The organism is Chryseobacterium carnipullorum, from assembly GCF_003815695.1.
GTDB lineage: Bacteria > Bacteroidota > Bacteroidia > Flavobacteriales > Weeksellaceae > Chryseobacterium > Chryseobacterium carnipullorum.
Genome location: NZ_CP033920.1, coordinates 965,103 through 987,997, shown reverse-complemented (window position 1 = coordinate 987,997; position 22,895 = coordinate 965,103). Strand labels below are relative to the sequence as shown.

Sequence of the window (22,895 nt, the reverse complement as noted above, 5' to 3'; positions counted from 1 at the left end):
TTGATGAAAAATATTATATCAATCCTGTTTTTTATAGCAGGACTGTCTCTTTCTGCTCAAGTGGGAATCAATACCAATTCTCCAAAAGCAAAACTTGATATCAACGGTGATATCAATTTAAGAAATAAAATCGTTGTTCTGAACCCTACAGACAACAGTCTTTCTCAGGGAAATAACGACCAGATTCTTGTTTCTCAGGGAGAAGGTTATCCTCCAATCTGGAAATCACTTCGTATTCCTGAATATGAGCCTAACAAATTCTATTTAATATTCAATAACTCTTTTTCAGACAGAACCGGAGTGAAATTTACCAGTACGGAACAGTCCAGTATTGCGGCTAAAAATACGGCATTTACTAAAGGGGCTGATATTTCCAGCCTTCCGGGATTTAAGAGTATTGCTGGTTTGTCACAGCCTATCAGCGTTTTTAGTACAGAAAGCAAAACTTATTTTCAGTTTGAGACCGTAGTGCAGGCTAACCTGCCGGCCAACGGAACACCGGATATTTCTATAGATTATGCATGTGGTATTTTTGTGGATAACAAGCTTGTCAATCTAAGGCAGAGAAACTTAAAAGCAAGTAGTGCAAGCAGTACTTTTATTACCCATAATCAGATTGGAGTAGTCGCTAATCTTTCCAAAGGACAGCATACGGTAAGCGTTGCCTGTTCAAGACTTGGGTCCTACAGAACTGCAAGTGATGTTGTACTGGCTATAGGAATCAATGCAGAAACGAACATTAACAGCTTTATTGCTCAGTCTTCTCTGAAGGTAGATGTATATGAGGTTCCTCAGGTGTTTAATGCAATTATAAACTAATCTAGGCATGAAAAAAATTATTATTATAAAATCTTTGCTGTTTGCTGTAGTAGCCAATGCACAGGTGGGGGTAAATACTCCCAATCCTAGTACGATGCTGGATATAAACGGTGATATCAACGTAAGAAAAGAAATCAGGACCGGAGGAACGAATTTATTGAAAGGATCAGCCGGATCAGCCGGAACTATTTTTCATAACAATTCGGAAATGAATGCGAATGACTGGAAGAGTATAAAAATTGCTGATGGGCAGGGTAGTATGTCTGTGTTTTCACTGAATACGGTTTCGGATCAAACCGGTGCCACTTTTTCCTCTCCTAATGGGGCTACAACTCCCTACACGGAGGGAACGGCCATTAACAATACCTGGACCGTTCTTCCTGGAACAGTTGATACTTTTTCTATTACCAATGCTGTCAATAAAGTGGTTTTTACTTTTCAGACGACAGCCCAGAAAACAGGGAATGCGAATGCTTCTTCAGGTTTTGCCTGCGGGATTTTTGTGGATAACAATCTTAGAGCGGTTAGAACGGATGTTTTAATAGGATCGGAAGGAAGTTATAAAATCTTTAATCTTAATGCAACCCTTACGAATCTTACTCCGAAGAACAATTACAACGTGTCAGTAGCCTGTACCAAAAGAAACCTGAATTCGGGGACTTTAGGAATAGGAACTGCCGTTAATACGCAATTTCTGAATAATGAGATGTCTCAGTCTGTTTTGACAACATCTGTACTTCAGCCTTACTAAATTAAGCAATAGATCATCATTATAAACCTAAAAGCATTATGTTTTTAGGTTTTTTTTATCAAAAGATAAACATTGTTGTGGATTTGTTGAATAAGTGAATGTTTTCATCAAAAAAATAAATTATATTTGTAAACTCACTAAAATATTTTTTCATGGGAAAAAACTATCTTTTTAAAGTCATTACCGGAGTGGTTTTCGGGCTTCTGGTTTCATGTGACAATTCTTCATCAGATCAATTTGAACCAAGCGCCAATAATGGCGGAAATAACGGGAATACAACCCCTCCACCAGCCAGAGTCCTGGAAAAAATCACATTAAACAATAATGTTCAGGAAGAATATACAGTCAATGGAACTGTTTTTCAGAAAGGAATGTTAAGAGATGGAGTGACCAATAATTATTATACAGGTACAGCGACGTATATCAATAATAAAATTGGAAAAATAAAATTTGTTGGAAGTTTAACAGGCAGTATGGCTTATGATTTCAGCGTAAGTGAAGACAGCAAAGGGAATGTATACAGTGCTACTTGTACCGCTACAGCGGCTGCCGCCATAGATTCATTTGTAAGTGATTATACATTTACCTATGATGCTACAGGCAAAAAGCTTGTTAAAATTCTGGAAAAAAGAAAAGTATCAGGAAATACCGCATACAGCTTATTTACTGAAAGCACTTTTACTTATAATGGAGATAATATTTTTAAAGCAGAATGCACCAATGGTACTCTTACCGGAACAGGTGCTCCTAATATGACTACCGCTAAGTTAACTGTGTACAGCTTTCAGAATTATGATTCTAAGGTTAACCCGTTCTCAACGCTTCCGAAAACATTTTTCACAGCCTGGAGCTTGATCCGTCCTGAAAATTTCTACAGAATTTCTCCCAATAATCCTACATCTGTATTTGTAATGCCTCCAAGTCCTGCATCTGGAGTGAATACCCCAATGACTTATGTGTATGATGCATTTAACTATCCGGTTTCCGATAAGGATCAGGTGCTTAAATATGCATACAGAACCTTATAAGCCTCAATTGATTATCGGTTTTATTAGAATATAAATAAAAACATAACTTTTGTTCAAAAAAAAGTTATATTTGTCAAAAAATAAACAATTACCTGGAAATGAAACGACTTTTCTACTTTATTTTATTAATAGCAGGGGTTTCTTCAATACATTCCTGCAAGGACATGTTGGACGAAAACGGAGATCCATTACTGGATCTGAATAATACAGGAGGATTAAATGGTCCTAGAGCATTATACAGAGAAATCACAGATAAAGATACATTAGCAGAATATCACTACAGTGGCCTTTTGGTAACAAAAGTAATCACGGACAGTGCTTCAATTACGGATATTGCTTACAGTGGCAACAAAGTGAGCCAAATTTCCTTCAATGGATTTCTGGATCTTGATGGAAACGGAAAGCTCGATAAAGACAGTGTTTCTTACAGCCAGTTATTTACTTATGGACCCAACGACAGGTTAGAGACAATTTCTGAAAACCGTTCTGTTTTCAGAAGACCGCCGCCTGTTCCTCCTGCAACAAATCCTGGACCTCAGACGCTTTTAAGAAAAACAAAAGCACTTTATAATCTGAAATATAACGCTTCTACCGCTAAACTGGATTCTATCATTATGAAAAATGGTCCTGATGTCTCCGGAACGCCGTTTGTGTTTATCAGCTATTCTAAAACAGGATATACTTATTTAGGGGATAACGTATCCAGAGTAGTAAGAAATTACGGACCTATGGCTGGTGGAGCATTTGGAAGACCTACCACCAGATTGGCATATGATTTTGTAAATTATGATACTGAAATCAGTCCGTTTACACTGCTGCCTGGGGTTTATAAAATTTCAAGACTTCTATCTACAGAGATCAATGACAGAGAAAGCCATATCTTGTCTCCGAATAATCCTAAGAAATTGTCTGTAACAGACCTGATACCACCAATTCCATCTCCTGTAAGCAGAACAACAAACTATAACTACGATCCTCAGACGTATATGACGAAAGGATTTGGAGTGAACTACATTTATAAGCCATTCTAACAAGAATCTTTAAAATATACAGGCCCAATCTTTGTAAGATTGGGTTTTTTTTATTTTTTATCGCTTAATTTTGCAAAAAATTTCTAAATGAAATATTTAATAGTTGGCCTTGGAAACAAAGGTCCGGAATACGAAAATACACGCCACAATATAGGATTTAAAGTAGCTGAGAAAATAGCGGAAACACTGGAAGCTTCATTTAATACAACCAATTTTGGCTGGATGGCAGAAGGGAAATACAAGGGAAGAAAAGTTTTCGTCCTGAAGCCTGATACCTATATGAACCTTTCCGGAAATGCGGTAAAGTTCTGGATGCAGAAGGAGAATATCCCATTGGAGAATGTACTGATCATTACAGATGATCTTGCCCTTCCGTTCGGAACTCTGAGAATGAAAATGAAAGGCTCCGATGCAGGTCACAACGGTCTGAAAAGCATCAATGAAATGCTGAAAACCCAGAATTATGCAAGACTTCGATTTGGAATCTCTGCAGACTTTTCCGAAGGCCGTCAGGTAGATTATGTGCTGGGAACATGGAATACAGAGGAGGCTGAAAAACTTGGTGAGCGAATTGATCAATTTTCGAAAGCCAGCCTGTCTTTTGTTTTTGCCGGTATCAACAATACAATGTCAGCATTCAACGGAAAGTAATTCACGATTATCTTATTCTGGATCTAGATAGAATAGATTGTTTAATTTCCTTTATCATTAGAGTACAGTCATTAAGTTCAGAAAATTTATCAAAAAATAAAGACCACCGATATTTTGGTGGTCTTCTTTTGTGCTTTAAAAATCAATTTCCAATCTGATTTTTTATATCCGTTTATTATAAATGTGCAAATTTTAGTTCTTACAACCAGGTTACTACTCCGGTTTCAACATCATAGTTGGCTCCAACTATTTTAATTTTACCTTCATCTTCAAGGTTTTTAAGTGTTGAGCTTTGTGCACGGATGTCTTCGATGGCACTTTTTACGTTTTGCTGATTTAATCTTTCTAAAAGTGAGCTGTTTTTTGATGAACGCTCTTCTCCTTCTTCGATAATGTTATTGATAATTGGGTCAAAATGATTAATCAGATGGTTCAGATTATCCATTCCCATTTCCTGAATTTGTGCCGCGTCAAGGCCTCCTTTTAGTGCACCACACTTAGTATGTCCTAAAACGACTACAAGTTTGGACCCTGCCACGTTACAACCAAATTCCATAGAGCCTAAAATGTCCTGATTTACAAAATTACCGGCAATTCTGATACTGAAAATATCTCCCAATCCCTGATCAAAGATAAGTTCTGCAGAAGTACGGCTGTCGATACAGCTTAGAACTACGGCAAAAGGCCATTGTCCTTCCCGCGTTGCATTCACTTGTCCTAAAAGGTCTCTGTTTGCTTTTAGATTATTTACAAATCTCTGATTTCCATCTTTTAAAAAGTCTAATGCTTTTTCAGGCGTAATTGTAGATTGAGTTTCGTGTGTATGTGCTTTCATATGATTTATTTCTGTTTAAAATTAAAAAAATTATTGGAATGAGCTTACATTGCTCTTTTGTGTGTGATCAGAATGTGAGAATCTTCGTTTGTTTCATAGTCTTTGTATGAAGTTTTGAAGCCTAACAGTTCCACATTGATGTCTTCTTCTTTTGCCCGTATATTGGCGAAATCCTGGATCATTTCCAGTACATCCGTCGCAATATATGAAGTCCCTCTTGCATCAATGATCACGGTAGAATTGGACTTGATATTTTTCAAAGTCTTTTTTATTGCTGCCTTATTTAAGAAAGAAACTTCCTCGGCAAGCTTAATATTAATCCCGTCTGCATCATCCAGTTTTTCTCTGCTAAGATAATAAGCCCGTTTCATATTTCCCTGAAGGATATAAAATACGGAAATAGCCAGACCAATACCCACTCCTTTGAGAAGGTCAGTAGCTACTACAGCAACTACCGTAGCGACAAACGGAATAAACTGGAATTTACCCAGATGCCAGAAATGCTTGAACGTGGCAGGTTTTGCGAGTTTGTACCCTACAAGAATCAATACTGCTGCTAGTGTAGCCAGCGGTATAAGGTTCAATATAAAGGGAATGGTCAGCACGCATACCAGTAAAAGCAGACCGTGGATCATGGCCGATGATTTTGATGTGGCCCCTGAGTTGGCATTGGCGGAACTTCTTACCACTACAGAAGTCATAGGAAGCCCTCCTATAAATGAACTGATCAGGTTTCCGATTCCCTGCGCCTTAAGCTCAAGATTCGTGTCGGTAATTCTTCTCTGTTTATCTAATCGGTCTGATGCTTCAATACAAAGCAGTGTTTCTATAGAAGCTACAATGGCAATGGTGGCCCCGACTATCCATACCTTAGGGTTGGTGAATCCATTAAAATCAGGCATCGTAACAAGATTTTTGAAATCATCCAATGACTTAGGAACAGGTAGCGAAACGAGGTGTTGTGTACCAATCGCCAAAGAGCTTCCGGACAGTTTGAATAATTCGTTAAGAAGTATTCCTGCCACTACTGCTACCAATGCTCCGGGAAGCATTTTCATTCTTTTTAAAACCGTAATTCTATCCCATGCAATAAGGATACCTACTGAAAACAGGGTTACCAGGATCGCTCCAGTATGGATCGCTCCGAATAATTCCGTGAAATATCCTAAATTGAGTCCGTTGTCAAAAATAGATTCATGCCCTTCGTAATCTTTGTCGAATCCCATGGCGTGAGGGATTTGTTTTAAGATAATAATGATTCCGATGGCAGCAAGCATTCCCTCAATCACATTATTAGGAAAATAATTGGATATACTTCCTGCTCTGACGAATCCTAAGATCAGCTGCATAAGTCCCGCAATGATTCCGGCACAAAGAAAAAGATCAAATGCTCCGAGATCTGTAATAGCGGTTAAAACAATGGCGGTAAGTCCGGCAGCCGGACCTGAAACTGATATATTTGAATTACTGAGAAACCCTACGACTAATCCTCCTACAATACCGGAGATGATGCCGGACAAAGGGGGAGCTCCGGATGCTAAAGCGATTCCCAGACATAATGGAAGCGCTACTAAGAATACAACGAGTCCTGAAGGGAAATTCTCCTTGATTCCTCCTATGAATGATGTTTTTTTCATAATGTTTTGAAAAATACTATAACCGACTGATCTATCCTTAGATAATCAATTATAAAAGATTGGAAATTTAATTTAAAAGCACACGTACCCGATATCAGTTTTGATATGAATACTATTAAAAAATCTAACTATACTTAAAAATTAAGCTTCCGGAGGCGGAGAAAATATGGTGAGTAGGGGAGACAGATGAAAAGAATCATCTATCAGCTCAAAAGACACACCCTGAAGATCAGGTTCTGAAAACTTTACGTAATCAAATACGTCTAAAGGTTTAGGAAGGGTCTTTTCGTAAACAATAAAAGATGATGGGTGAGAATGAGGTTCCTCTTCATTGATTATTACATTGGTCCTTACAAGATCCCAGCCGGCAACAGCAGCAATGCCTGGCAGTGCTGTGAAGTTTAGGAAAAAGGTCAATACAATAATACTCCAGAATTTCATCTTACATTCATTTTAGAAAAACTATTTTGTTTTTCTGCTCATTACCCAATCAGAACTTGTAAGGTTGTAGATCTTTTGGATGTCTTTCAGAATTTTTTCAAAATCGATCTCCAAATCAATAATCTTACCTGTTCTAAGGTCAAATACCCAGCCGTGTACAACAGGATGCTCATCAATGATGTATCTTTCCTGTACGCAAGCCATTTTGATCACGTTGATGCATTGCTCCTGAACATTAAGTTCCACAAGTTTATCATAACGTTTTCCTTCATCTTCGATAGAATCTAATTCAGCCTGGTGCAATCTGTAAACATCCCGGATGTTTCTCAACCAAGGATTTAATAATCCCAGGTCCTGAGGAGTCATCGCTGCTTTTACACCGCCACAGTTATAATGTCCGCATACGATAATGTGTTTTACTTTTAGATGTTCTACAGCATATTGAATGACCGCTGTGGAACTCATGTCTAAAGTATTAACGACATTAGCAATATTTCTGTGGACAAAAACTTCTCCAGGTTTTGCTCCCATGATCTCTTCCGCTGTAGCCCTGCTATCTGAACATCCAATGTACAAATAATCAGGATTTTGAGTTTTTGCAAGCTCATGGAAGAATTCAGGATCTTGTGAGATTTTAGACTCTACCCACTTTCTGTTGTTTTCGAAAATAACTTCGTACGATTGTGACATAATTTTAATTGGTTTATAATTATTTATTTCGTTTAAATTATTTTCAAATTCAATAGATTAAATCGATAACTATGCAAAAATATAGTTTTTGCTGAAAAGCCAATCAGTTTTAACAATATTTAATATTAAAATATGCTTAAAATCATATTCAAAATGACTGATACTTGCAGTTTCCGGATGAATTCCCATTAAAAAATAATAATCCAAACTCAAAATGCCTATATAAAATTACAAACTATAAATGAAAAAATTAAAATTGAAGATTAAAATATTCTTAATTCATCAAAAAACCGCCTCAAAACTGAGGCGGTTCAAGTTTCATATTACTTAAAATACTATTCTTTAATAATTTTTACAAGCACTTCAGAGTTGTTAATTCTCATCAGATATGCTCCAGATATTAAAGAAGAAAGATCAGTTTTTTCATTTTCAAACTTACCCGATTTTACCAGTTGTCCGGACATGTTGTAAATCTGATAATAGTATTCCTTGACATCATTAGGTTTTATGTAAAGAACACTTTTCACCGGATTCGGGAATACTGTAAACTTATCTTTTGCAACAATTTCTTCAATTTTTGTTTTAGCAAAAGTTTTAGACGCTTTTTTTAATGCATCTTTAGGGACAGCAACAGCATTGGGATCATATCTTCCTATCTCATTGCCATTTCCGTCATATTGAATTTTGGCACAGCGACATGACATTGCTGCCTGCGGATAGTGCGGATATCCTGTCTGGAAGTTAAACTCTCCTGAAGATGCAATATCAAAAATCATTCCTATACCCGCTCCTGAGTAAACATCAGAAGGAGAAGCGGTCCATATTCCGGATTGATTAAATCTCAATCTGCTTGTACCGTCAGCTGTGACTAATGTAAGATCTTTTCCTCCCTGAAAACCTCTTATTCCATTATTTGCAAAGTTGCCTATTGTGAATCTGCTGTTATTAAATACAAATCCAAATCTTGTAGCAGGATAGTAGGAGATTGAAGAGATACTTCCCGGATAAAACTGGTTAGCAGGAGAATAGGCGTCTCTTTTTGCCATGTATACCGCTGCTGGTGCCAATCCATACTTCGTTGAAGTTTGATATCCATTGTAATACCATGGATTATTTCCATGAGAGAATGACCAATAATTGTAAAAATTAGATAATTGTGGCATTGTAGAATATACGGCGGCAGAAAAGGTATCCGGAACTCTCCATCCTTCAGGACAAGGATCAAAAGGTGATTTTACTGAACCATGTCCCCATCTGTCTGTAAATTGTCCGGTTTCATCTGAAATCCAGTCTCTCACTTTCTTGAATTGATTGGTTTCCGTAGAAGGATTCTGGTATAGGTAATACAGCGGATTATTAACCGAATACTGCAATATCTTTTTAATCTTATCCTTTTTAGAATCTGCAGAAGATAAAACCAAAGAATAATCTACACTATATTCCTTGGAATAATTTGCCTTATAAGAATTGTCGTCTATAATTCCGGAATAAGGAATTATCCCATTATTGATAGCGCCATTTTGTGCACGAATGGTATATCTGGCCATACCTGCATACTGTGTTAAAGTAATTCCTGTTACAAAATTATAATTTCCCCCGGGATTAAAGAAAACCGGAAGAGGGTCTTTTCTTCCCCATTGGAAATGCAATCCTCCACTTTTGCTGATCTGCGGAATAAAGCTATAGTTATAACTTGCTCCGGCTACCGGCTCATCTGGAAAACGCATTAATGCTCCTAAATCTCTGTCCATGAAAGTAGTTTTCAGTGGAGCGCCTATACTTTTTACAGGATTAATAAATGCAGTGTTCGCAACATTCATGATACCTCCGTTAGATAAAGTCTCCGTTTCATAATCCAATGATGATACTGCTGTTTCCGGAGACCAGATATGCCAGCTCCAGATAACAGGATCCTGCATTTTGCCATTGGCCCACTGTCCTGAATCACCCAAATGGAAAGCTACAACACCGTTACCGGATTGGTTTTGATTTAAAGTAACTTTTAATTTGGCAGTTTCTTTTGTTCCGTCAATGATTTCTATGTTCTGAATCAAATTGACATTGGTGGTCCATACTACAGATGCAGATTTAATATTTCCTGATGGAAAATCTCCTGTAGTGCTCAGATGCAGCTTGTGCATGGCATAGGCTTTACTTAAAGGAATTTCAATAATACGGTCTTTTTCAGCTTCTGCTACATTCAGAGTACTGTTCGTATATTCCACATAACTGTTAGGTTTTTTTGTCCATTCTTTTAAAGTCGCAAGAGTATACTCTTCCGATGGAGTACTGATGAATTCGGTAGCGAACACAGCAGGCATATAAGCATTGTTAGGATCCTTAATACATCGTATTCCTGATGTTTCGTGCGTATTTCCATCATGAGATGTAGAGGCAATTCTATACCATCCGAAGTAAGGAGGTTCTTTGATATTCGCGGGATCGGAGATATAGGACAAACCTCTTGGGCCATACCATGGTGCTGCTCCTGATCCGCTGGAAAAAGTTGAAGATCCTAAAGATCCGTCCGACGAGCCATCCTGATATAAAAGGCTAGGTTTTACAAGCCCTGAAACAGAAGCTGCTGCGACACCATTGATCGTAACGTTGTTAGGATAATATTCATAGTTTCCGTTAATAGGAATCAGTCCTAAATCGCGTCCGGAAACTCCTTTGAAATCAAATCCTATTCCCGGATATATCTTAATTCCGTTAAATCTGGTTGTTGAGGTTGCCGGATTGGAAGTAAAACTGTCTTCATCACCTGATCCACCCATTCTTCCCCATGGAGATGAGCTGTTCGCAGTACCTATAGTAGCATAGTAGGAAGGTACTCTCCAGTTGCAAGGGCATGGATCATAGGGTGATTTCAGAGCATAACGCATACTTTCTTTAGCAACAAGAGTATCGCTGGAGTTATTGTTGCTCACTTTACCACCACGGGTGTCACCCCACAGGTCCCATGAAACATTTAATGAAGAATTTGACGTATCAAAAACCTTATATTTCTTTTTAGAGAACCAAGTTGTCCGGCGCTGTAGGTACCATGAGTTGTTATCATTCTGTACAAACATATCTTCATCATTATTATTGACCGTTTCGCCTTTTTTCCTAATATATAGGGGAGGTATGATAAGATTGATCGGGTTTTTTATAGAATACCTGATATTTCCATTGGGAGTGTCGGACCCTGTGTTTTCCTGAGCAGAATATAAACTTCCTCTGAATTTCACAGGCATTTTTGATGATCCGGCAGGTAGGGTAACGGCTCCTTCATTTCTGATCTTTCCTACTTCTCCGGTAATTTCATACATGGTACCGTCTTTATATACTAAGGCGGGAAAAGGATCTTTTCTTCCCCATTGGTACTGTAGTCCCTGAGATTTATGCCAGTTATTTCCCAGAAACCCTGCATTGGTTGCTCCCAGGTTTCTGTCCATCCATTTCCAGTCTGTAACAAGATGTCCATCCTTATCTTTTTCGAAACCAAGATGATAATCGCTTCCGTTTGTAGGATCATCGGTTACCCAAACATGCCATGTCCAATATATTTCATTATTTACTTTGTAGGAAACTGATGCATTTCCGGTAAGTAATTTATTGATCATCACTTTAATCCTCGCATTTTCTCCTGAGCCTTCAAGGGATACGGATTTTATAAGACCTGCTTCATCTTCCCAGTATAAACCTGCAGCTTCTGTTCCGGCAGGAATACCTGTATAATTTTCATTGTCATCTTTCATAAATTCCCCACCGCTTTTCCACATCGCATGGGCTTTCTTGACAGGAATGTATAAACCGTCAATGCTGTTACCGTTGTTATCTTTCCCTGTAAAAATATAACTGTTGGGAGCTTTGGTCCAGTCTGCGTGATCAGATTCCGCACCCGGATTTATAGTGTAACAGGTAGTTGGGCAGTCTTCTGTGGTAGGGTTTCCGAAAAGGCCTACATATTTTATAAATTTATTGATTTCGGTTTCTATATCGATCAAAGGTCTTGATGGACCGTTCCAGCTATTGATGACTTTTCTGTTTCGAATAGCACCAACACCATACAATGAAGCCTGAGAAGTATTGCTTAACGAAAAGTTTTCCGAACCAGGCCCTCTTTGTTTGTTATTAAGTGGAGGATAGCCAAAATCATTAGTTGTATTATAATTACTTGTAGCCGTAAGAGAAATGTATTGTCCGTTGCCTTTATAGACTCTTAATCCGGTGACTTTACTGATAACAATGACAACGGGTTGCTGATTGGTAAAAACATCCCCCAGCTTTTCATTGATGTAATTGTAGAGATTATAATACCTGTTAAGAAGAGCATTAGAATTTGTAAAGTCTAAATAACCCCTGCCCCAGGGTTCTCCACCCTCTTCAGGAGGTAGGAACCAGTTGCTGAAATTAATGAAAAAACTTTCATTTGAGAATTTTCCGGCAAACATATATACCGGATCGTGATAGGAAAACTCAAAGGGACTCGTATCACTATCCTGATAGATAAATTTCTGCGAACTGGCGATCGTGGAAAGACTGTTGGGATTGGTGATATTAATAATAGGTGAGTTGGTATTGGAATTATCCAATGTTGCATTACCCTGAAAAGACAAAACAATATTATCTAATTTTTTTGTCAGATGTTGAGAAGTTACCCTGTCTTTAACTCCCGAAACAGATCCATTGGAGTTATATAAAACAGTTCCGTCTTTTTTAGGGGTAAAGAGAAGAGTATACTGGTTTTCATCTAAATCGCAGTTTCCATAGGTATAATTGGCCTTTTTATAGTGCTTGACTGTTTTTTCCCATGTGATGGACTGCCAATTGGTAATGCTTGCGTCTGAACTGAGTTCAACTTTTACAGAGTGAGTACTCGAAGTTGATTCAGGAAGCTCGAAATTAGCGGTAAGATCCTCGTTGTAATCATAATTGCCTGCAAAGGTTTTGCACCATACAGATACCCAGTTATTTTGAGCATCTTTGTACTTGATGGTTACCTTTACATCTCCAGCAGTATTAGGCTTTTGAAAGTTACCTTTTATTGTAACTAATCCCTTTTCATTCACATTCTGTGAAATGGCGATAAGTGGATCAAGATCATAAATGCTTGGAGGCAAGGGTATTCTATGATCAGGCTCAGTAATTCTCTCATGGAGCTTGGGGACAAGAATAGTTCCCGAAAAAGCATGAGACGATGCAATGCAAAAGACTGCAGCAAAAATCTTTAATGTCGATTTTTTTTTCATACGTATAAAATTAAAAGTGTTTTTTTTCGAAATAGGAGAGACGATAACCCGAATGAAATAACAGTCAATCATATCAATACAATTTTAGTGATGATGTTTGGTTTTTTTATCCCAACTTGATCAGCAACTGAACGTTCTGTAATAGATAAAATAAGTGCTGTTTTTAGTTTTAAGCTATATCTGTGCGTTAAACCAGATTCCTGACCGGATAAGTTTTTGCATTGATGAAAAATGAGGCAGTACAGAAACATGCATCATGTTGAAGCTGTGAGTTTTTTTTCATGTGTTGTGTTTTTATAAGTTTTTGTTGTGTTTTTGAAATATTTAAATTAAGACAAACTTTAGTGTTTAAAATTTCTTTAACAAAAATGGATAAAATAATTTTCCCCCACAATAGAAAAATTGACTTTTTATGAAAAAAAAACTTCTGTAGATATAAATCTATAGAAAGAACTTTTATACTTTATTGTTGATGTATGCCTCTGTCGCTCTTTCTGTTGGGGTAATTGTTCCTGGATTTCCAAGGACTACAGAATTTGTCGGAACATCAAAATTAACATAAGAATTAGGGGCAATTAAAACATTGTTTCCAATCGTAATCCCGCCTACGATGACAGCGTTTGCTCCAATCCATACTTCATCACCAATGGTGGGAAAACCCTTTAATTTTCCACGATTTTGCTGACCTATAGTTACGCCTTGAGCAAGGTTACAGTTTTTCCCAATTTTAGCTTTAGGATTGATGACCAGGCTTCCCCAGTGCCCCAGGTAAAAACCTTCCCCAATTTCAGTTTCAGGATAGATCTGGTAGCCGTATTTTATTTGATAATGTCGGAGAACCAGTTTCCAGAATATTCCTAAAACTGATTTGCCGCTATATTGTTGAGCTTTTCTCAGAATATAAATAAAATGCAGGTTCGGATTGATACACTTTTTCCAGATCTCAAATGAAGAGAGCCATTTTCCGCTTTCCCTGTAAAAATCTTTTTGTATCACTGTATAACCCATTCTAAAAATATTTATAATTCGTCAATAATTTCCTGAAGTTTCGCTACAGATTTCTGCAGAACAAAAGGCAGATCAGCTGCCGCAATTTCTTTTTCGTAACGGCCTGCAAGGTCCGGATCCGTAAGGAATTTTTTCATTCCCTCATAGATCCCGTCCTCTGAGTTGGGAGTAATAATTCCTAATTTTCCTTCCTGAAGTAGATCTTTTATTCCGGAAACATCTGTCGATACAACAGGCTTATTCAAAATTAATGCTTCTGCAATAATAGTAGGGAAGCCTTCATGTCTCGAAGACATCACATAAAAATCAGCTTTTTTCAGGTAAGGATAAGGATTGCTTCTGAAACCTAACATTTTTACCGTTTCCTGAAGCCCTAAATGATTAAGTTTTGTCTGAATATTTTCGTAATCGAAACCATCTCCAATAATGATGATCTGATGTTTTAATCCCTCATCCATCAGTTTTTTATGGACATCCAGAAGCCTGTCATAGCCTTTCTGTGGATAAACCGTTCCAATGGTTATGAAAGTTGGGATTTCATTGGAAAAAGGATAATCATCGATGGCAGTATTTGCCTTATTTAGTGTATCTGTTTTGTCAATGGGGTTAAAGATTTTAATAACCGCTTTCTTTTCTTTATCATTCCGGGCCACCTTCTGCATTTCTTCTTTCAGTTTGTTGGAAATAACCAAAATTCGGTCGAATTTGAAAAGCTGTCTGATCACATCCGGAGTATATTCTTTCAGATTAAAAATGTCATTCTGTATCCAGATGATTTTTTTTGAATCCTTTTGCGGACTAGAAAGCAACTCCCGGTACATCCCATGAATAGCTGCTATTTCTACATCATATTTTTTATTTTGAAGTACAAATTTATAAAGTAGAGAGGGAAATAGCAGAAACATTTTCTGATAAAGCACTCTGAATGCTTTCACCGGAATTTCGTGAGGCTTGTTGGTTGTGATCATTTCCCCTTTAATCAGGTAGTGCAGATTGACCCATGATGGGACTTCCTTAATATACATTCCTGTATAAAGGTTGATCAGCAGGTCTACTTCATATTTGTCCTCAGGAAGATTTTTGAGAAAGTTGATAAGAACTTTTTCAGCACCACCATGGCGTAGGGAACCAATTCGGATCAATATTTTTTTTTTCAAAATAATAGATATTATTTATTTAGTCTTTTTTTTAATTGTAGCAGCAATTGATACTGTTTGGTTTTAAGTAACAAAAATAAAACTTTCCGGTAATAGCCGGAGTATAGAAAGTGATTTTTATCAATAGTTGCTTTTATCTTATTCATGCAGATATATGAATCTTCCTTATTGAGTTTTTTTCCTATAATGCCTTGATCTATGCAGGCTTCAATTATGTCCCAATCAACCTGATAAATATATTTTTTTATTTTTTTTCCTGTTTGTTGATGATGGAAAAAAATAAAATCCGCTATGGCAGAGTGTAATATGAATAAAGAATCAAAAGAATGTTTTGTTCTGCTTAGAGAATTCTCTGTAAATTCATAATGATAGAGCGCTGCATTGATAATGTTTATAGCCTGAATTTGTTTGATATATTCCAGGAAAAATATCAAATCTTCCCCATAGCTCACTTCGCTGTTAAAAGTGATATTGTTTTTTGTTATTATTTCTCTTTCAAAAAATTTTCCACACGGACCTCCGAAATATAATAAATTATTCCTGAGAAATAATTCTGTAAAGTCGTTTTGTAGGTTATAGGTTTTATAATGTAAGTTTCTGGGCTTATCCCGAATAACATTCTGAAGGAGTAAAATGTCAGATGATACATAATTGTCAATAAAAACCTGAAGATAGTTTTTTTCAACCCAATCATCAGAATCAATGAAACAGATCGTCTTTCCTTTAGCAAGGGAAATTCCAATATTTCTTGTATCGCTCACCCCGCTATTCTTAACTTTATCAATGACCTGAATTCTTGAGTCCTGTTCAGCAAAAGAATTCATTATTTTTAAAGAATCATCACTGGAGCCGTCATTGATTAAAAGCAATTCAAACTCTCTGTAAGTCTGCCTTAAAATGGAATCGACACACTGATGTAAAAAATCAGCAGAATTATATACAGGAACGATAATAGATATATGGATGCTTTTTTCTAAAGGATTTTTTCCCATTGCTGTATTATTTTTTCTTTCTTCCATGTATTGGATTCAGCATATGAAGACTGTATAAGACTGTCTAATAATTGATCATTATTGATAAGGAGTTCAAGTTTTTCAGCAAAGAGTTGTTGGTTATGCAAAGGTATCAGAAATCCATTCTTTTCGTTAATGATATCAGCGGGACCAAATTCGCAGTCATAGGAAACAATAGCATTGCTGCAAAACATGGCCTCAACCAGTGCTAAACCAAATGCTTCGCTTAGGGAAGTGAATGCAAATATTTTAGATTTTCCTAAGAGTTGAGATATTTCATAGGGGTTCTTTATTCCCAATAGAAAAATAGTATTTTCTAAATTATTATCTTTAATATACTGCGTAATGTTTTGTCTTTCAGGCCCGTCTCCGATAATTTGTAATTTCCAATCTGACGTTTTCTGGGTGTCATGAAATATTTTTACCAGTTCAATGACATTTTTTGTTTTATCTAATCTGCCTACAAAACTTATAATGTTCTCTTTTTGGTCGATTGTAATAGACTTTTGCTCCTCAAAAATTTCATCAATCATATTCGGAATAAAAAAAGTCTTATTAAGTTTTTCGTAATATGCTACAGAAGGTTTATTGATACAGATAATGCTCTTAAGCTTTTTATAGTTCTTTCTAAATAATTTATCATATAGTACACCTCCAACACGAAAGGAAGAGTGTTCCCAGGCGATAGTTTTTTGACTGATATTCTTTTCACCGGAAAGCATTGTAGAAAGTTTGTACCAGCAAGAAACAATGGTATCATAATGATGATGATGTTCTCTAATCCATTCTTTTAAAACAACATACGATCCTAAATCATAGAAATAGGAATGAATATTATATATTTTAGGAATGAATTTGTATTTCTTATTAATATGAGTGGCAAATTTTGAGTATTTATTTGCAAAAGAATCTATATAATACTTGGTGATTTTTGTATTGACAGGATAAAAATCCGGATGGGTGTCCATTAAGAAAAGAATATCCACATCATATCCATTTTCAACCAGTTCTGAAGTCAAATTTGTGAGTACTTTAGCCACCCCGCCAATTTGTATATTTTGATAATATACAAATAGAATTTTTTTTCGGTTCATTATGTTTTTTGTGTTTTTATCTTATTCTTCTGGCTTTTTTAAATTTATAGGGGAGGTTAGCCTTAATATATTCATCTAATTTTTTTCGGTCTTTTTCCAGTTCTCTTGGATATACAGGACTGCTCTTCAAAACAATGTCGCCGTAATCTTCTATTGTGCAAAGGAACTGAGCCGGATTGCCAATGAAAACGGTGTTGTCAGGCATAGACTGTGATAAAACTGAATTGGCCCCCAAAATGCAATTGTTGCCGATCTGTACATCATGAGTGATCACGCAATTAATACCGATTGTACTGTTATTCCCGATTTTAATTCTTCCAAGAATTCTGGCATCCTCATAGCCCGGAAGTTTTCTCAGAAGAGTAGTCGTACCTCCATGATTTACAAATCTTACCCCTGCAGCGATATTTACATCATTACCTATTTCAATGAGATAAGGTTCAGTCCCAAAATAAATTTTGTCCGGCATATTGAAATTTCTTCCGACTTTCATACCATGATATTTAGCAACTTCAAGGTTGGCCTTATTGATAAAGCCGTGACAGACGGAATATATTTTCAATACGATTCTGAATATGAAGATCATTATTGTAAATTTGTTGTTTACTTTTGCAAAGAAAAAGAATTTATATGATAAAAGTTTCCAAAATAGAATATTATTTGCCTCAGCAGGTTCTTACTAATGAGGATCTTGAGAAAGAATTCCCTGAGTGGAGTTCAGATAGAATCCATGATAAGGTGGGTATCAGGCAGCGCCACATTTCCTCAGACAGCGAGACTGTACTTGAGCTTGCAGTAAAGTCTTCAGAAAAACTTTTTGAGAATTATGACAGAAATAAAGTAGATTTTATCCTTTTCTGTACCCAAAGTCCTGACTATTTTCTACCAACGACTGCCTGTATACTCCAGGATAGGCTGGAACTTCGGAGAAATATTGGAGCTATAGATTTTAACTTGGGCTGTTCCGGATTTGTTTATGGACTGGCTTTTGCTAAAGGATTAATTGCTGCCGGTATTGCAAAAAGTATTTTACTGATTACATCAGAAACTTATACAAAGCATATCAATCCTAAGGATAAGGCAAACCGAAGTATATTTGGTGATGCATCAGCATCCGTAATTGTAGAGAAGTGTGCAAATAGCAAAGATTACCAGTTCTGTCTTGGAACAGACGGAAGTGGTGCTGAAAATCTTATTGTAAAAAAAGGAGCTTTTAAAACAGATTTTGAACTGAATCCTGAAAATGATTTTGAACCGGAAAATCTTTACATGAACGGACCTGAGATTTTTAATTTTACAATTGACAATGTTCCGGGATTGGTAAAAGAAACTTTAGAAACAAACGGCCTCACGATGGAGGATATTGATTATTTTGTTTTTCACCAGGCTAATTCTTTTATGTTGAATTACCTAAGAAAAAAAACTAAAATACCGTCAGAAAAATTTTATATTGATATGGAATATACAGGCAATACCGTATCAGCAACGATTCCGATTGCCCTGAAAAATATGATGGATAAAGCAATACTTAAAGAAGGAGACCGTATATTGATTGCCGGTTTTGGAGTAGGATATTCGTGGGGAGCAACGATACTTGAAATTTAAAGAATAACATAAATATTAAAATAAAGAATATGAAGACATCCGTTTTTTTAGAGAAATTACAGGAAGAATTAGAAGAAGACGAAACACTTACACTTGAAACGAACTTGAAGCAACTGGAAAGTTATGATTCTATCAGTCTGCTTTCCGTGATTGCATTTGTTGATGAAAATTTCGATAAGAAAATTGATACAAAGCATTTTAAGGATATAGAAACTGTTTCTGATCTTATGAATATTATCGGTAAAGAAAATTTTGAAGATTAATGAATCAGTTTTCTTTAAAAGATAGAATAATTCTTATTACAGGCGCTTCTTCCGGTATTGGAAGAAGCTGTTCTGTAGAATGCAGCAGGAGTGGTGCCCATCTTATACTTATAGCAAGAAATGAAGAAGAACTGCAGAAAACAGTATCGATGCTGACTCCGGGTACCAGAACAGAAACCATTATTGCAGATATTACGAATGCTGAAAACCTTGAAGAGCTGATCGCTGATAAAGTATCAATCTTAGGTAAGATTTCAGGATTTATCCACTGTGCAGGAATAGAAAAAACACTTCCGTTAAAGAAGCACACCGCTCAGATTTATACAGATATTTTCGCCGTTAACGTTATTTCCGGTTTTGAAATTGCTAAAATCCTGTCCCTGAAAAAATATAAAAACGAAACGTCTAGTTTTGTCTTCATTTCTTCAGTAGCAGGAATGGTAGGAGAGATTGGAAAGGCAGCTTATTCGGCAAGTAAGGGGGCGGTAGTTTCAGGAGCACGTTCTCTTGCGATGGAGCTGTCACGAAGTGGAATAAGGGTCAACAGCGTAAGTCCAGCAATGGTATATACGCCGATATTGGAAAAAATGTTTGAAAATATTGGTGAAGATGCTGCTGGAGAAATTCTTAAAAAACATCCATTGGGAATAGGACAACCTGAAGATGTGGCCAATGCATGTATCTTCTTACTTTCAGAAGCTTCAAAATGGATTACAGGATCTAATCTTGTTGTAGACGGAGGATATTCCGCCCATTAATTCTTTTGATAAAGATCCTCAAGAATACTTTCCACCGTATCAAATATTTTTTGATTATCAAACTGGTCCTCTATGTTTTCCAGATTTTTTCTGATTTTAGAAAGAAGTTCAGGATCTGTTAGAAATTTTTTCATAGCAGAATACATTTCATCAGTTTCATAATTGATGAGGTATCCGGTTTCCTGATCTTTAATCATCACTCCTACATCTCCGGTATTGGTTGCGATAATGGGTTTTTGAAGGATCAGTGCTTCCGCAATTACCAGGGGCCATGCCTCCGATTCGGAAGGTAAAATGAAGTAATCTGCATTTTTTACATAGGGATAGGGATTCATTCTGTTTCCTAATAAAATAAATGTTTCCTGAACACTATGTTTAGAGATCTGATCCGTAAGATTCTTCATTTCTTCGCCACTTCCTACGACCACAATACTATGATGAAAACCTTCATCTATTAACCTCTTGTGAGCATCAATAAGTTTGTGATACCCTTTTCTGCTGTGCAGTCTCCCGACGGAAACAAAAACGGGGCCTTCAGGAAGAGCTTCTATCTTTTCTGCTGCTTTTTGTTTTATTTCATCGATAGGGATGGCATTGATTACCACACTTTCCTGGGGGTATTTCAGATCAGGATAATGCTCGTGCATCAGATCTTTGATTTTTTGTGAACAATAGATTATATGGTCGAATTCCGGAAAGTTTTTAAGGATATCAGCAACCAGGGGTTGCAGAGAGAGTACGTTGATCTCAGAATGGAACCATCCAATTTTTTTAGACGCTTTGTTGCTTGAATTGATGACCGATGAAAATGCTGAATAGGTAGGAGCAATCTCGATATCAAATTTTTTATTTCCTAAAATGCGGTCTGATACTTTATGGTTTTTCAAAATACGGGCAAGCATCAGCCTTCTGCGGACCAACTGCAGTTTATGAATAAGAGGGTTTTTAGAGAAATCTTCCTTCCCCTCTGTAAAGTAGACCTTTTTTACATGGGCCGGAAATTCATTTCTAAGTTCTCCCTGATTCAGATTCAGGCAGACTGTGATATCAAATTTTTCAGGATCAAGATTATGGAGAATACTGAGAACCACTTTTTCTACCCCTCCCATTTCCATAGAGCGGTGTCTGAAAAGTACATTAATTTTATTTTTTTTCATGATTAACTAAATACTTGTTGTACAAATATTTTTAATTTTTTCTTAATCCTAAAAACAATTGAACTTTGATATTCTAGTAAACTATAAATTTCGGTAGAGTTACTGTACTCGTTTGGGACAGCTTTACCGTTTATAGTCTTTAGATTTCTGCGTTTCATGGCATTGAAAATTACCTTTGCAAAATACTCACGGGATTTGGGTCTGTTTTCATTTTGGGAAATTCCTCCTGAATGTGTTCTGTAAAGATAGTGAGCCTCATTGATAAACTGAACTTTTCCTTTTTCATACATTTTTAAATACAGATCCTGATCTTCAGCAATTCTCATGACGGTATCCATCTTTTCAGTCTGGTTATAAACATCTTTTCTGAAACTTACGAAATGAACAATATGAACAGGACAATTAAAAAAGTACGGATCATTATTGGGAACACTCATTGTAAGTTTAGGAATCTCTATCGGAACAAGGTTTTCGTCACACTTTACAAATTTTGAGTAGGTAAGTACTACACTACTGTTTTTCTTGAAAATGGTAATGCTTGAAAGCAACGCATTGGGAGAAATGGCATCATCAGGATCTACAAAACCACAGATGTTACCTTCTCCAAGCTCAATGAGTTTGTTTTTTGTAACTCCTACACCACTGTTTTTTGTGTTTTCGTATATTTTGAAGCGAGGGTCGTTTCCAACTATTCCTTTTATGACTTCTAAAGAATTGTCTGTAGAGCAGTCGTCAAGGATGATAGCTTCCCAATTGTCATAAGTTTGTGCAATAATGGAATCATAGCAGGTTTTGAAAAATTTACCATTATTATAATTAGCTATCAGGATGGAAAACTTCATTGGACATATAAGTGTTTTTTGAATTAATAAATTTTTTACAAATATAAAAATTAAACATTACAGAAAAATATTTATTTTTGTGGATTAAACTTTAACACAGTGAGTGAAATAAATAGAGTTCTCAAAACATTTCTAGGGTATTTGAAAAGACCCGATCTTTATCCGGAACTTGGCCGGAAAATCATAAAAAATACAGTCAACAGAGGCAATGCCTTTAAAGGAAAGGATAAAACGAATTCCTGGGCTTCAGAAAGATCCGTTTCCCAAACGGAAGCGGTATCTAGGTTGTTTGGTCTTGATATAAGTGAGTTTAGGAACGGTTATGCAGATGTTTTAAAGACAGCTGCACAGAGGGAGCAAGATTGTCCGGTAAAAATGGGTGGTCCGGGAGCTTTGGAGCTGATTTACTATGCATGTGAATTTACCCAAGCAAAGAATGTCGTAGAAACAGGGGTGGCCTACGGATGGTCATCATTGGCCTCCCTTCTGTCTTTGGTGAAAAGAAACGGGATACTGTACAGTTCGGATATGCCCTATTTGGCGCAGGACGGTGATCAGTATGTGGGGTATGTGGTGCCGGATAACCTTAAAAGAAGCTGGAAATTATTCCGTTTTGCAGACAAAGAATCACTTCCCAAAATTTTTGCTGAAAATTCTGTTTTTGATGTTCTTCATTATGACTCAGATAAAAGCTATAACGGCAGGATGTGGGCTTATGAAGCTTTATATAGACACCTCAAAAAAGGTGGGGTTTTTATCAGTGACGACATTGGTGATAATTCTGCTTATCAGGATTTTTGTGAAAAAAATAATATAGATACCACAGTAGTAGAGTATGAAGGGAAATATATTGGAGTTTTCATAAAGTAATTTTATAC

At 36.5% G+C, this 22,895-nt stretch carries 21 protein-coding genes; 9 read left to right on the top strand and 12 right to left on the bottom strand.

Features of this window, described 5'->3' with window-relative positions; all coding sequences use genetic code 11:
- Positions 1–3 precede the first annotated feature (3 nt).
- From EG346_RS04645 to pth, 5 genes are all read left to right on the top strand, one after another.
- Positions 4–819, top strand: a complete 816-nt coding sequence (locus tag EG346_RS04645; RefSeq protein WP_123877145.1) for a hypothetical protein — start codon at positions 4–6, stop codon at positions 817–819.
- 7 nt (positions 820–826) lie between these two features.
- A complete protein-coding gene (locus tag EG346_RS04640) occupies positions 827–1,570 on the top strand; it encodes a hypothetical protein (RefSeq protein WP_123877144.1) in 744 nt (247 codons plus the stop codon).
- A 152-nt stretch (positions 1,571–1,722) separates the two neighbouring features.
- Positions 1,723–2,598, top strand: coding sequence for a hypothetical protein (locus tag EG346_RS04635; protein ID WP_073330421.1), 876 nt, complete (start codon positions 1,723–1,725; stop codon positions 2,596–2,598).
- 98 nt (positions 2,599–2,696) lie between these two features.
- Positions 2,697–3,629: a hypothetical protein gene (locus EG346_RS04630; protein WP_073330419.1), complete on the top strand. Its 933-nt coding sequence runs from the start codon at positions 2,697–2,699 to the stop codon at positions 3,627–3,629.
- An 87-nt stretch (positions 3,630–3,716) separates the two neighbouring features.
- Complete coding sequence (gene pth / locus EG346_RS04625) at positions 3,717–4,280, top strand: aminoacyl-tRNA hydrolase (RefSeq protein ID WP_073330416.1); 564 nt, start codon at positions 3,717–3,719, stop codon at positions 4,278–4,280.
- 199 nt (positions 4,281–4,479) lie between these two features.
- On the opposite strand, the gene EG346_RS04620 is transcribed toward pth, so the two are convergent.
- From EG346_RS04620 to EG346_RS04575, 10 genes are all read right to left on the bottom strand, one after another.
- On the bottom strand, positions 4,480–5,115 hold the full coding sequence (locus tag EG346_RS04620) for a carbonic anhydrase family protein (RefSeq protein ID WP_073330413.1): 636 nt from the start codon (positions 5,113–5,115) through the stop codon (positions 4,480–4,482).
- A gap of 44 nt (positions 5,116–5,159) precedes the next feature.
- Positions 5,160–6,752 carry a SulP family inorganic anion transporter gene (locus EG346_RS04615; RefSeq protein ID WP_073330410.1) on the bottom strand — a complete coding sequence of 531 codons (1,593 nt, stop codon included), beginning with the start codon at positions 6,750–6,752 and terminating at the stop codon, positions 5,160–5,162.
- 141 nt (positions 6,753–6,893) lie between these two features.
- Positions 6,894–7,193, bottom strand: a complete 300-nt coding sequence (locus EG346_RS04610) for a hypothetical protein (protein WP_123877143.1) — start codon at positions 7,191–7,193, stop codon at positions 6,894–6,896.
- Between the two features lie 21 nt (positions 7,194–7,214).
- The gene (locus EG346_RS04605) at positions 7,215–7,883 is read right to left on the bottom strand and encodes a carbonic anhydrase (protein ID WP_073330405.1); all 669 of its coding nucleotides are present in this window, start codon (positions 7,881–7,883) and stop codon (positions 7,215–7,217) included.
- A gap of 335 nt (positions 7,884–8,218) precedes the next feature.
- On the bottom strand, positions 8,219–13,120 hold the full coding sequence (locus EG346_RS04600; RefSeq protein WP_164466326.1) for a T9SS type A sorting domain-containing protein: 4,902 nt from the start codon (positions 13,118–13,120) through the stop codon (positions 8,219–8,221).
- Between the two features lie 456 nt (positions 13,121–13,576).
- Positions 13,577–14,128: a serine acetyltransferase gene (locus tag EG346_RS04595; protein ID WP_123877141.1), complete on the bottom strand. Its 552-nt coding sequence runs from the start codon at positions 14,126–14,128 to the stop codon at positions 13,577–13,579.
- Positions 14,129–14,139: 11 nt separating this feature from the next.
- Complete coding sequence (locus tag EG346_RS04590; RefSeq protein WP_123877140.1) at positions 14,140–15,288, bottom strand: glycosyltransferase; 1,149 nt, start codon at positions 15,286–15,288, stop codon at positions 14,140–14,142.
- Positions 15,289–15,296: 8 nt separating this feature from the next.
- The gene (locus tag EG346_RS04585; RefSeq protein WP_123877139.1) at positions 15,297–16,304 is read right to left on the bottom strand and encodes a glycosyltransferase family 2 protein; all 1,008 of its coding nucleotides are present in this window, start codon (positions 16,302–16,304) and stop codon (positions 15,297–15,299) included.
- Positions 16,259–17,392: a glycosyltransferase gene (locus EG346_RS04580; RefSeq protein WP_123877138.1), complete on the bottom strand. Its 1,134-nt coding sequence runs from the start codon at positions 17,390–17,392 to the stop codon at positions 16,259–16,261. The genes EG346_RS04585 and EG346_RS04580 overlap by 46 nt, the downstream gene beginning before the upstream one ends.
- 16 nt (positions 17,393–17,408) lie before the next feature.
- Entirely contained in the window at positions 17,409–17,978 is a 570-nt protein-coding gene (locus EG346_RS04575; protein ID WP_123877137.1) for an acyltransferase, read from the bottom strand.
- A gap of 44 nt (positions 17,979–18,022) precedes the next feature.
- On the opposite strand from EG346_RS04575, the gene EG346_RS04570 reads away from it, so the two are divergent.
- The 3 genes from EG346_RS04570 to EG346_RS04560 are packed head-to-tail and all read left to right on the top strand — an operon-like array spanning position 18,023 to position 20,018.
- A complete protein-coding gene (locus tag EG346_RS04570; protein WP_123877136.1) occupies positions 18,023–18,997 on the top strand; it encodes a ketoacyl-ACP synthase III in 975 nt (324 codons plus the stop codon).
- Positions 18,998–19,026: 29 nt separating this feature from the next.
- Complete coding sequence (locus EG346_RS04565; protein ID WP_073330385.1) at positions 19,027–19,260, top strand: phosphopantetheine-binding protein; 234 nt, start codon at positions 19,027–19,029, stop codon at positions 19,258–19,260.
- A complete protein-coding gene (locus EG346_RS04560; RefSeq protein ID WP_123877135.1) occupies positions 19,260–20,018 on the top strand; it encodes an SDR family NAD(P)-dependent oxidoreductase in 759 nt (252 codons plus the stop codon). Before EG346_RS04565 ends, EG346_RS04560 begins: the two co-directional genes overlap by 1 nt.
- Here the strand turns inward: EG346_RS04560 and EG346_RS04555 are convergent.
- Both EG346_RS04555 and EG346_RS04550 read right to left on the bottom strand, forming a co-directional pair.
- Positions 20,015–21,175: a glycosyltransferase gene (locus EG346_RS04555; RefSeq protein WP_228426598.1), complete on the bottom strand. Its 1,161-nt coding sequence runs from the start codon at positions 21,173–21,175 to the stop codon at positions 20,015–20,017. The genes EG346_RS04560 and EG346_RS04555 overlap by 4 nt on opposite strands.
- A 2-nt stretch (positions 21,176–21,177) precedes the next feature.
- Positions 21,178–22,017: a glycosyltransferase family 2 protein gene (locus EG346_RS04550; RefSeq protein WP_123877133.1), complete on the bottom strand. Its 840-nt coding sequence runs from the start codon at positions 22,015–22,017 to the stop codon at positions 21,178–21,180.
- A gap of 99 nt (positions 22,018–22,116) precedes the next feature.
- Here EG346_RS04550 and EG346_RS04545 point away from each other — a divergent pair, with 99 nt between their 5' ends.
- Positions 22,117–22,887, top strand: a complete 771-nt coding sequence (locus EG346_RS04545; protein WP_123877132.1) for a class I SAM-dependent methyltransferase — start codon at positions 22,117–22,119, stop codon at positions 22,885–22,887.
- Positions 22,888–22,895 lie beyond the last annotated feature (8 nt).

Bases quoted from the DNA above. Each gene is read 5' to 3' on its own strand.
- EG346_RS04645 (WP_123877145.1), top strand. From the start codon at position 4: ATGAAAAATATTATATCAATCCTGTTTTTTATAGCAGGACTGTCTCTT.
- EG346_RS04640 (WP_123877144.1), top strand. From the start codon at position 827: ATGAAAAAAATTATTATTATAAAATCTTTGCTGTTTGCTGTAGTAGCC.
- EG346_RS04635 (WP_073330421.1), top strand. From the start codon at position 1,723: ATGGGAAAAAACTATCTTTTTAAAGTCATTACCGGAGTGGTTTTCGGG.
- EG346_RS04630 (WP_073330419.1), top strand. From the start codon at position 2,697: ATGAAACGACTTTTCTACTTTATTTTATTAATAGCAGGGGTTTCTTCA.
- pth (WP_073330416.1), top strand. From the start codon at position 3,717: ATGAAATATTTAATAGTTGGCCTTGGAAACAAAGGTCCGGAATACGAA.
- EG346_RS04620 (WP_073330413.1), bottom strand. From the start codon at position 5,115: ATGAAAGCACATACACACGAAACTCAATCTACAATTACGCCTGAAAAA.
- EG346_RS04615 (WP_073330410.1), bottom strand. From the start codon at position 6,752: ATGAAAAAAACATCATTCATAGGAGGAATCAAGGAGAATTTCCCTTCA.
- EG346_RS04610 (WP_123877143.1), bottom strand. From the start codon at position 7,193: ATGAAATTCTGGAGTATTATTGTATTGACCTTTTTCCTAAACTTCACA.
- EG346_RS04605 (WP_073330405.1), bottom strand. From the start codon at position 7,883: ATGTCACAATCGTACGAAGTTATTTTCGAAAACAACAGAAAGTGGGTA.
- EG346_RS04600 (WP_164466326.1), bottom strand. From the start codon at position 13,120: ATGAAAAAAAAATCGACATTAAAGATTTTTGCTGCAGTCTTTTGCATT.
- EG346_RS04595 (WP_123877141.1), bottom strand. From the start codon at position 14,128: ATGGGTTATACAGTGATACAAAAAGATTTTTACAGGGAAAGCGGAAAA.
- EG346_RS04585 (WP_123877139.1), bottom strand. From the start codon at position 16,304: ATGGAAGAAAGAAAAAATAATACAGCAATGGGAAAAAATCCTTTAGAA.
- EG346_RS04580 (WP_123877138.1), bottom strand. From the start codon at position 17,392: ATGAACCGAAAAAAAATTCTATTTGTATATTATCAAAATATACAAATT.
- EG346_RS04575 (WP_123877137.1), bottom strand. From the start codon at position 17,978: ATGATCTTCATATTCAGAATCGTATTGAAAATATATTCCGTCTGTCAC.
- EG346_RS04570 (WP_123877136.1), top strand. From the start codon at position 18,023: ATGATAAAAGTTTCCAAAATAGAATATTATTTGCCTCAGCAGGTTCTT.
- EG346_RS04565 (WP_073330385.1), top strand. From the start codon at position 19,027: ATGAAGACATCCGTTTTTTTAGAGAAATTACAGGAAGAATTAGAAGAA.
- EG346_RS04560 (WP_123877135.1), top strand. From the start codon at position 19,260: ATGAATCAGTTTTCTTTAAAAGATAGAATAATTCTTATTACAGGCGCT.
- EG346_RS04555 (WP_228426598.1), bottom strand. From the start codon at position 21,175: ATGAAAAAAAATAAAATTAATGTACTTTTCAGACACCGCTCTATGGAA.
- EG346_RS04550 (WP_123877133.1), bottom strand. From the start codon at position 22,017: ATGAAGTTTTCCATCCTGATAGCTAATTATAATAATGGTAAATTTTTC.